This window comes from bacterium, from assembly GCA_041648665.1.
GTDB lineage: Bacteria > UBA10199 > UBA10199 > 2-02-FULL-44-16 > JAAZCA01 > JAFGMW01.
This window is the reverse complement of record JBAZOP010000034.1, coordinates 23126-32766: the sequence shown is the minus strand read 5'-3', so window position 1 is coordinate 32766 and position 9641 is coordinate 23126. Positions and strand designations below refer to the sequence as shown.

9 protein-coding genes are annotated in these 9641 nt (G+C 60.0%); 5 read left to right on the top strand and 4 right to left on the bottom strand.

Annotated features, from left to right (window positions below; all coding sequences use genetic code 11):
• The 3 genes from WC683_11515 to WC683_11505 all read left to right on the top strand — a co-directional run.
• Positions 1–296 (top strand): hypothetical protein (locus tag WC683_11515; GenBank protein MFA4973234.1); only part of this gene is annotated, 296 nt, incomplete at its 5' end.
• Between the two features lie 289 nt (positions 297–585).
• Positions 586–1278 carry a helix-turn-helix transcriptional regulator gene (locus WC683_11510; GenBank protein ID MFA4973233.1) on the top strand — a complete coding sequence of 231 codons (693 nt, stop codon included), beginning with the start codon at positions 586–588 and terminating at the stop codon, positions 1276–1278.
• A 97-nt stretch (positions 1279–1375) separates the two neighbouring features.
• Positions 1376–1915 carry a hypothetical protein gene (locus WC683_11505; GenBank protein MFA4973232.1) on the top strand — a complete coding sequence of 180 codons (540 nt, stop codon included), beginning with the start codon at positions 1376–1378 and terminating at the stop codon, positions 1913–1915.
• Between the two features lie 193 nt (positions 1916–2108).
• Here WC683_11505 and metG read toward each other — a convergent pair whose 3' ends face one another.
• The 4 genes from metG to tmk are packed head-to-tail and all read right to left on the bottom strand — an operon-like array spanning position 2109 to position 6738.
• Entirely contained in the window at positions 2109–4076 is a 1968-nt protein-coding gene (metG, locus tag WC683_11500; GenBank protein MFA4973231.1) for a methionine--tRNA ligase, read from the bottom strand.
• Complete coding sequence (ricT, locus tag WC683_11495; GenBank protein ID MFA4973230.1) at positions 4051–5061, bottom strand: regulatory iron-sulfur-containing complex subunit RicT; 1011 nt, start codon at positions 5059–5061, stop codon at positions 4051–4053. Before ricT ends, metG begins: the two co-directional genes overlap by 26 nt.
• Positions 5062–5117: 56 nt before the next feature.
• Positions 5118–6098 (bottom strand): DNA polymerase III subunit delta', encoded by a 981-nt coding sequence (gene holB / locus WC683_11490; GenBank protein MFA4973229.1) that lies wholly within the window; start codon positions 6096–6098, stop codon positions 5118–5120.
• Positions 6073–6738 (bottom strand): dTMP kinase, encoded by a 666-nt coding sequence (tmk, locus tag WC683_11485; GenBank protein ID MFA4973228.1) that lies wholly within the window; start codon positions 6736–6738, stop codon positions 6073–6075. The genes holB and tmk overlap by 26 nt, the downstream gene beginning before the upstream one ends.
• 98 nt (positions 6739–6836) lie before the next feature.
• Between tmk and WC683_11480 the strand changes: the two genes are divergently transcribed.
• Positions 6837–7169 (top strand): hypothetical protein, encoded by a 333-nt coding sequence (locus WC683_11480; protein ID MFA4973227.1) that lies wholly within the window; start codon positions 6837–6839, stop codon positions 7167–7169.
• A 14-nt stretch (positions 7170–7183) separates the two neighbouring features.
• A complete protein-coding gene (locus WC683_11475) occupies positions 7184–9640 on the top strand; it encodes a hypothetical protein (GenBank protein MFA4973226.1) in 2457 nt (818 codons plus the stop codon).
• The last annotated feature ends 1 nt before the right edge of the window (position 9641 follow it).

Genomic DNA, 9641 nt, shown 5'->3' with positions numbered 1-9641 from the left:
AGACCGGGTTTCAGACGTATTCCCTGGGATATCGGCTCTTCGCAGAGCAGAAGATGGAAGGGGAGAACGCGCTCCTGTGGTCCATGAACCAGCCGCTGCTCGAGAAGGCGCTCAAGAAGTGGGAGCGCCAGACCAGGCGAAGGATAGACGTGGTGAAGGGGAACTCCGAGGACCTGCCGCTCTACCGCCACGGCTTCTCAAAGCCCGCGCCTGCGCGCCCGCGCCCGCGTCCCAAGCCGAAGGACGAAGGTCCCGTCGTGGACACCCTCCCGGACTTCGATGACCTGATGTTGTAAAGTTCCGCAGCGATTCAGATCCCTGTTGTCATTCTGAAATTCTCACCTCGTAGAGTCAACAGGAAGCCACTTCCTGCCGCACAGCTTCCCGAACTCCCCAATTTGAAATTCGAATTCGAGTCCTGTCAGATATTTATTCCAACTGTCCAATATTATTAGTATATATCAAATAATCATGCGACAATGCATAAAATATGCAGTTATGAATAAAGCATCTAAAATATATCAACTTATCGAATAATTATCTTTTGATATATACAAATAAGCATGGATATGTCATGCTTATCCCATGGCTACCACCGAAGTGAGAGAGCTGCGCAGCAGGATCGGGAGGGCGATCCGAAGGCTCCGCGAGGAGGAGGGGATAAGTGCGCAGTACCTCGCGAAGGTGATCGGCGTGACCCAGCCTACTGTTTCGCGCATCGAATCCGGCGCTGGTTCGATCTCGGCCGAAAACCTCTTCTTCATCGCAAGGAGCTTCAATCGACCCATCTCCTTCTTCGTGGGAGAGCAGAGCCCGACTGTCCACGACGACCGGGATATCCTGCGCGCAGGGCTCGTGCAGTACGGGGCGACTCATCTCAAGGCAAAGCGGGGGATCGACATCAAGGCGCATTACAAGACGTATGAAGATTTTCTGAACGCTGCGCTCTACGAGGTGGACGACCCCAGGTTCGCCGCCGCCCTTGCCACGACGATCTACAGCCATGCTGCCAAGGGCGAGCTCAATACACTGAGGGCGAGTGCTGTCATACAGCACGAAGAACTGGCGCGATATCTCCTCTCGTTGCTCGAATTGCTCAGGAAAGCTCTTCCGAGGGTAAAGCGCCCTTCGCGCGAGCGCGAGCTGGTAAGTCGCACTATCGATAAACTCAAGGAGGGGATATTGAATAGATTCAAGACAGCGCCCGCTCTTAATTTCTCCCTCAAGAGCTCAAACGAAGTCTCCCTGTTCATAAACGCGAGCCTCGGCAATGAATAGCTACGATGCATTGTTTGAAGATATCGACCGATCGCTGGGCGAACGATTCGGCGAGCTTTCTCTCCCTCTCAAGCTCATCGGCCGCTCTGCGCTCGAGATGGCGGGATTGCCCGATCGCGGGACGAAGGACGTCGATGCGCTTGAGGAGTTGTTGAAGGTCGGAGCTCTTTCAGACGAGGAGTCTTCGGAAGTAGAGGCGTTTCTCAAGGCTGAGTTTGGAAAGGGGAGCCCTGGGGAGTTGCGGCATGGGCTCTATCTGGATCTGGTCGAGAGAGGCGTCGCATGGCTTCCGCCACGACCCCGCTTTATAGATGAAAAGAGTTTGGCCTCGATTGCGGTTTCACGCCTTCATCCGGTCGACGTCTGCGTTTCAAAGACCTTTTCCCATTTCAAAGGTTGGCCGCGACGGCCGCAGGATCGCACCGACATAATGGAGGCTATCGATGCCGGGCTTGCGGATGTTACCGAATACGTAAAGCGGATGGGCGAATCGCTGAAATTTCATGAAATTCAAAGCGGGGTCGAGGAAATCTATCCTAGAATAATCGAATTCATCAGAGACGATATCATCACCAAATACGGCGATCCTTTCCTGAAGCTCGATTATGACCTGCCGGAGTGGATGGAGAATATTTAGGAATGACCCCAAAGAAGGTGGGAAAGTGAACACCCCGTCACGGAGCAAAAGGGGGCGGGGGATTGAGATGAAAAGACATCCATATTGACTCTGAGGCGACGAGCGAAAGCGAGAAGAGCGCACCAAACCCCTCCGTCTGAGGACTCCAGGAGATTGCTTCGTCGCTATGCTTCTCGCAATGACAATGCTGTTCTTATTTTACCTTTGACCCGACTTTGACTTCCTTGAGCGGAGTGAGGATGGAGACGGTGGTTTCGTCGGAGGCGGCGAGAAGCATGCCCTGCGATTCGATGCCGCGCAGCGTGGCGGGCTTCAAGTTAGCGACGACCACGATGCGTTTGCCGATGAGTTCCTCCGGCGCGTAATGTTTGGCGATGCCGGCCACGATCTGGCGCTCTTCCTCGCCGAGCGTCACCTTGAGTTTGAGCAGCTTGTCCGCGCCCTCGACCTTCTCGGCGGCGATTATCTCCGCGACCCGAAGATCCACCTTCGCGAAGTCGGTTATCTCTATCTGGCCCGCTGCGATCATCTTCCCCTCCTTCTTCTCCTTCTGTTTCTTCGGTTCGGTTTTCGGCTCCTCTGTTTCTGTTTCCTTTTTCTCTTCCTCTATCCTCGGGAATAGACCGGTGCTTGCCTTCACGGTGATGGTCTTGTCCAGCGCACCGAATGCAAGATTGCGATCGTCGGTCGTCTGTGCATTCAGCGCGCCGGTCGACTCAAAGCCCATCGCGTCCCAGATCGAGAGGGCGGTGCCTGGCATGAACGGCGAGAGAAGGATCGTGGTGCTTCGCAAGGCCGTGGCCACACGCCAGAGCACCGCGTTTATCTCCTCTGTTTTGCCAGCCTTCGCCTTCTCCCACGGCTTTTCATCGTTGATGTGCCTGTCGGCGGCTGCCATGACTTCCCATATCGCCGCGAGCGCCTGGTGAAAATCGACCTCGCCGCTCGTGTGATCGAGCGCTGCCCCCACTTTTTCCAGGAGACCGTCGGTCTTGTCTTTCAGCTCGCCTTCGAATGATGGATTCGCAGGAGGGGAGATTTTGCCGTCTTGGTATCTGGTAGCCATCCCGATCGTCCTGGCCACGAGGTTGCCGATGCCGTTTGCCAGGTCGCCGTTGTAGCGCTCGATGAAATGTTCCCACGTGAAGTCGGAATCGCGGCCGAATCCACCCTCGCGCATGAGATAGTAGCGCAGGGGGTCCGCACCGTACTTGTCGATCACGTCCATGGGCGTCACCACGTTGCCCAGCGTCTTGCTCATCTTCTCGCCTTTTAGATAGACGAAGCCGTGGCCGAAGATCGTCTTCGGGAGAGGTATCCCAGCGCTCATGAGCATGGCGGGCCATATCACGCAGTGGAACCTGGTGATGTCCTTGCCGATCACGTGCATGTCCGCGGGCCACCACTTTGCGAACATCTCGTCGTCCCAGCCGTAGCCGACTGCGGTCACGTAGTTTATCAGCGCGTCGAACCAGACGTAGACGATATGCTCGGGGTCGTCGGGGAGCGCTACGCCCCAGTCGAACGAAGATCGCGATACCGATATGTCCTGCAGCCCTTCGCCCAGCAGGGAGAGGATCTCGTTGCGCCTGATGTCGGGGAGTATGAATTCCGGGTTCTTTTTTATGTGGGCGAGGAGATCGTCGCGGTATTTCGAGAGCGCGAAGAAGTAGTTTTCCTCAGCGAGCCAGGTCGGCTTCGACTTGTGGTTGGGGCACAGTCCCCCTTCGAGGTCCTTCTCCGTGAGGAACGCCTCGCACGATTCGCAATACCATCCCTCGTAGCGCGACTTGTAGATGTCGCCCTTGTCCATGATGGCCTTGAAGAGTTTCTTCACTCCCTTTTCGTGGTGAGGGTCGGAGGTCTGGATGAACCCGTCGTATGAGAGCTCGAGGCTCTTCCAGATCGACTCGAACCGGCCGCGCATTTCATCGCAGTATTCCTTGGGCGAGAGTCCCTTCTCCTTCGCAGCCTTCCAGACGTTGATCGAGTGCTCGTCATTGCCCATCTGGAAGTGGACCTCGTCGCCCAGCATGCGGTGCCAACGCGCGAGCACGTCCGCGCCGATCTTCTCGTACGCAGTGCCTATGTGGGGCAGGCTGTTGACGTAGTCGATCGCCGTGGTGATGTAGAATTTATTTTTTTTCGGGTTCTTTGGCATTTATCGGTTCCCTGCGGCCCCTGTCCCTGCGCCTCTTGTCCCTTCCCCCCAGACGCCTGCGCTCCTCGCCCTCCTCGCGCGCCTGGCGCGCGGAATCGATCGCAGTCTCGCGCTCTTGCTGGGAGAGGGCCTGGCACTGGTCGCACGCGAAGCGCGCCTCGCCCCCTCCGTAGAGCTTCACTGTGCACTCGCGCTTGAGCACGTTGTGGCCCACGACCTTGCCGGGACCGCTGGGGCATCGGACCGCGGCCCCGACCTTGGGGAGCCCGTGGCGGCAGGCCTCATAGACCGCGCTCTCGTAGTCGAGACAACATTTCAGTTTGCCGCACATGCCGGTCAGCTTCGCCGGGTTTGGCGCCAGCCCCTGGTGCTTGGCCATGGAGATCGATATGGACTTGAACTGTCTGAGATGTGTCGAGCAGCAGGTGGTGAGCCCGCACGGTCCGATGCAGCCGATGATCTTGGACTCGTCGCGCGAACCCACCTGGCGCATCTCGATGCGCATGCGGAGGACGCCGGCCAGGTCCTTTACCAGGGTCCTGAAATCCACGCGCTCCTCTGCGAAGAAGATGAAGACCGCCTTGCGCCCGCTGTCGGATATCTCGACATCCACGAGCTTCATGGGGAGCGACCTGGCCTTGATCCTCTCGCGGCATGCCTCGAAACACTCGAGCGCGCGCTCCCTCTGCTTTGCCGCGATCTCCTCGTCCTCCTCGGTGAAACGCCTCAAGACCTTCTTCACGTTTTGCGGCAGCTCCTTCTCGCAGACCTCTTTCGGAGGGGCCGCCACGATCCCGAATGAGGTCCCCTCGTCCGCCTCGAGCACCACGCGCTCGTCGCGCTTGAGCGTGGCGTCGTCGGTCGCAAAGGTATAGACGCTGCCTGCGGTGCGGAATTTTATCCAGACGGCCAAGCGCTTTTTGGCCTCGGCCTGCTCGCTCGGGCCCTCTGTCTTCGTGCTGTCCTGTGTCGGTTGTTCCTGCATATCCATGCGAAAAAACAGCCCTGCTGTGCAGGGCCATCTCTCATCCTTTCCCTTGTTCAGGCGGTCAGCGTAAACAGAAGATTCTCAAACATCAACTGTTTATTTGCGGCTGTATCGGCCGCAAGCCTCGCCGTATTGAGCCTGGCCAGGCCCTGCATGAGCCTCGTCTCAGAGTGAATGGGCGCCATCCGGGCGGCCTCAGGATGGATTGCGTCGCATGAGTTCGATGTCGCCTTGAGCCTCAGCAGGTCCCGGTACCAGCTGGCCAGTATGTCGAACACGAGCGTTATCTTCTCCTGACCCAGCGAAGAGAACGCCTGTGCGGTCTCGATGACGTCGGCTGTCGAGGCCTTTGAAAAGAGAGGCACGAAGCGATCCAGGATCTCGGTCACGAAGCCAGGCTCCAGCTCCATCGCCAGCCCCAGACTCCCCTGCGCCAGTCGCGCTATCCTCGTCGCGTCCTCCATCGGCGCCGAGCGGAGCCGCGCTATCGCCTCCGCGACATCCGCCTCGGGAAGCGGGGGAAAGGCGAGGAACTGGCAGCGCGAGCGTATGGTGGGGAGGAGCTTGTGCGGCATCGGGGTGATGAGTATGAAGTGCGTCCGCTCCGGCGGCTCCTCCAGACACTTGAGCAGCGAGTTCGCGGCGTGCGCAAGCAGCCTGTCCGCGCCGTCGATGATCGCCACCTTTGCCGGAGCCTCCAGCGGTTTGAACATGAGCTTGTGCAGGAGCTCGATCGCGGGCTCGACCTTTATGTTGCTGGTCACGCCGCGCTCCGACTCCTCCGGAGCCAGCACGAAGAGGTCAGGGTGGTTGCCGGATGCGAGTTTGCGGCAGTCTATGCATTCGCCGCATGCGTCGTGGCCTCGGGCCGGAGCCTCCGGGCAGAATAGCGCCGCCGTGAACGCGTTCGCCACCAGCCGTTTGCCGACTCCGGCCGGGCCCGCGAACACATAGGCGTTCGGCAGCATTCGAGCCGCAAGCGAGCGCCTCAGCTGTTCTATCTGCTTCTTATGCCCTATGATGTTTGACCACATAGTCGATATGTTTTTCCACGATGGCCGATATCTTCTTGTGCAATTCCTCGGCGCCGCCTTGCGCATCGACCACGATGACTCTCTTCGGCTCTTCGCGCGCTATGGCGAGATAGCCTGCGCGCACGCGTTCGTGGAATTCGATGGCCTCGCGCTCGAAGCGGTCGTGGCCCGGTTCGGTGTTGTCGTTAGCATTGCGTTCGATCGCCCGCGCAAGCCCGTCCTTTGCCGGCAGATCCAAAAGCAGGGTGAGCTCCGGCATCAGCCCGCCGGTCGCCACCTGGTGCACCGTCTTTATCAGCGCCGGGTCTATCCTGCGGGCCGCGCCCTGGTACGCCGTGGTGGCGTCGGCGTAGCGGTCGCACAGCACGATCCTGCCCTCGCGCAGCGCAGGCTCGATGACCTCCTCCACGTGTTGGCGCCGGGCGGCTGCGTAGAGCATCAGCTCGGTGATCGGGGTCATGCCCTGGTGTGAGGCGTCCAGGAGCACGGAGCGGATCTTCTCCCCGATCTTCGTGCCCCCCGGCTCCCTCGTGAGCAGCGCGTCGCGTCCGAGCTGTGCGAGATGCCGGGCCAGGAGTTTGATCTGGGTGCTCTTGCCCGAACCTTCGATGCCTTCGAATGTGATGAATATGCCTTTCATGAGCCAGGGGCTTGATAGCCAATCGCAGGTCAGGTCTCAAGGTTTTTTAATGCTTGCCATTCTGGCCTTAGCATGGCCTAAAAGGGCGCTGAGGACCCATGAAGCCGAAGGACATGGATGAGGAGAAGCTGCAGCGCGAGCTGGACGAGAAGGACGCGGGCGAGCTCTTCGAGAGGATCAGGGAGCATTTCAAGGACGCGGACGACGATACCCGCGATTTCTTCTCGATGCTGGTCACCACCTCCCTGCGATACAGGGACATGCTCGTGCACGCCGGCGGCGAGCCGCTGAACGTGGGCGAGGTGCGGCAGGCCCTGGACGTCTTCATGGAGGTTCTCAAGACCCACGTGATACCTGACGGGCTTCCAAAGCGAGTGCACGGCCTCGTGGTCATGTTGCTGGAAGAGCTGAAGGAGAGGATCCATCACTGAGCAGGGGGGGTGGTGTGCGCAGGGCCATCGTGATCGTCACAGCGGTCGTCGGATTGATCCTCATCCTGGCTGCGATAGGGCCCAGGCTCATACCCAGTTCGACCTACCAGGGCATCATCGAAGAATCGCTCAAGGCGCAGCTTAAGGCCAGGGTCGAGATCGACCGCTTCAAGTTCAGGCTCATCCCGTATCCCGGATACACGATAGAGGGTTTCAGGCTCATATCCGACGCGCCCCCTTTCCAGGGCATGACCCTCCTGCAGGCGGAAAAGATAACCGGTAGCCTTGCGTTCCCGGCGCTGCTCAGGGGCAAGATAGTCACGGGCGTTGACGTGAGGGGCGCCGAGATCAACATCAAATTTTCCCAAGGGGTCTCCAACATCGGCACGATGCTGAAGATAGAGCAGCCGGGGGATGTGCAATACGATCAGACGATAAAGTCCATGGCAGCCCCTGCCGAACCTTCGCAGGCCCCGGCCGCGTCTCCGCCTGACTCTTCTCCGGGATCTTCCCCTCCCGGCTCAGGGCCTGAAATCCGCTCCATGCCCGCGCCCTCGATCGAGGAGCCGGGGCCCTCTTCCTGGAACATCTTCCCTGCCATCGTCGGCCCGGCATATGCCGAGGAGGCCGGGGGCGATGGGATCGAAACAGGATCGCTCAAGATCGAGAAGATCGACATGATCAGGGGCCGCATAACGATCGACGCCGATTCTTTGCCGCAGCAGATATCGATCACCGACGCCTCGCTCTCCGTGAAGAAGATACGCTCCGGCGCGACTCCGGGTGCGAACGTGCGTTTGAGCGGCGTCACGGGGAATTCCGCCAGGCCCAACCTGAGCATAGGCGGCAGCATCTCCATGGACCGAGCGCGCCGTGAGCTCACAGTAAAGAGGCTCGCTGCGTATTTCAACGGCTCCCAGTTTGCGGGCGATCTCGTTTTGAGCTACGGATTCACCCCGGCCTCGATGGATATTCACGTCGCGTCGCCCAACCTTGCGCCCGCTGCGGCGGATGCGGCACTCGCGTATCTCGGGAGGGGGCTACCCCCGACCGTGTCCTGGAAAGGGACCGCTGCCTTTGACGCGAAGTACAAAGGCACTGCGAGCGCCGGCGAGGTGGAGCTGAGCCTCGATGCCAGGAACGCAGAGGTGGCCGTGGGCCAGGCTTTCAAGAAGGAGCAGGGGTCGCCCTTCAAGGCGTCCGTCGCAGGGGTGCTCTCCGACGCAGCGCTCTCGATCGCTTCGGGCAGCGTCACCGTGGCTTCGAGCGAGTTTTCCATCGCAGGGGAGGCGAGGCGCGACGCCGGCATCACATCTTCGCTGAATCTTTCCGGCGCGCTGCTCGGCGAGGAGGCCCTCAGGCTCTTCCTGCCGGGGATGCAGGGGATGGTCGACCTGGGCGAGTTTGGCGCCGACATCAAGATCGCCGGCGAGATAGCCTCGCCTGCGCCGATGACGATCGCCGGCAGGATCGAGGCTGCGAAGGCCTCCGCAGCGGGCATCGCGGTCGAGAATATGGAGTGCAGCTTCGAGCGCCAGGCGGAGGCGATATCGATCGCATCCATAAAGGGCGCCTTCGCTTCGGGCAATTTTTCCGGCACAGGCAAGGTGGTCACTTCAGGAACGCCCTCCATGGAGTTCGAGGTGGTCGCGCACGACCTCGATTCCGCTGCCGTAAGGTCGCTGGGGGGAGCCATCCTGGGCAAGATCGAGCTGGCGGCGAAGGTGGTCACCTCCGGCGTGGACAGATATTCGATGACTGACAACCTAGTCATGTCGGGCACGCTGGTGGCGCAAAAATTTTCAGGGCCGATCGTCGACGCGGCCAGGGGGCTTCTGACCGAGGAGCTGACGAAGCAGATCTCCGTATCCTCGGGGCTTCGCATCGATGGCGCCGCCCTGCTGAAGGCCTCTGTCGCCTCGGAGGAGGGGCTGGAGCTCAAGGCCGGTTTTGAAATCTCGAAGGGGCTCGTGTCCGCGCAGAACGCATCGTGGAACGGAGAGGGATATTCCGCCAGGGGGAGCGCTGCCGTTGATTCCACTTCTTCGCTCAAGGGCGAGGGCGAGATCGTGCTCGCCGCCGACGTCGCCAAGAAGATGGTCCCTGATCCGGCTGCGTCGAAGGCGCTGCTGGAGAAGGACGGGACGTTCGTGATACCTGTCGAGATCGGCGGCAGGCTAGCGAAGCCTGAATTCCAGCTCCTGGAGAAGAAGTTTACGGAGCGCATGCAGACGGGCGAGAGGCTGAGGGCGCAGGAGCAGGCGGCCCTGGAGGCGAAGAAGAAGGAAGAGGCGGAAGCGGCGAAGGCAGAGAAGGCGGAGAAGGCGAAGGCGAAGGCCGAAAAATCGGCGCAGGCTGTGGAGAAAAGCGCTTCGCCGAAGCCTGCGCCGGTCAAGCCGCAAAAGCGGCCCTCGACGACCGCTCCCATCGAAGACGTGGACGACATACTCAAAGTCATAGTCGGCGAATAGG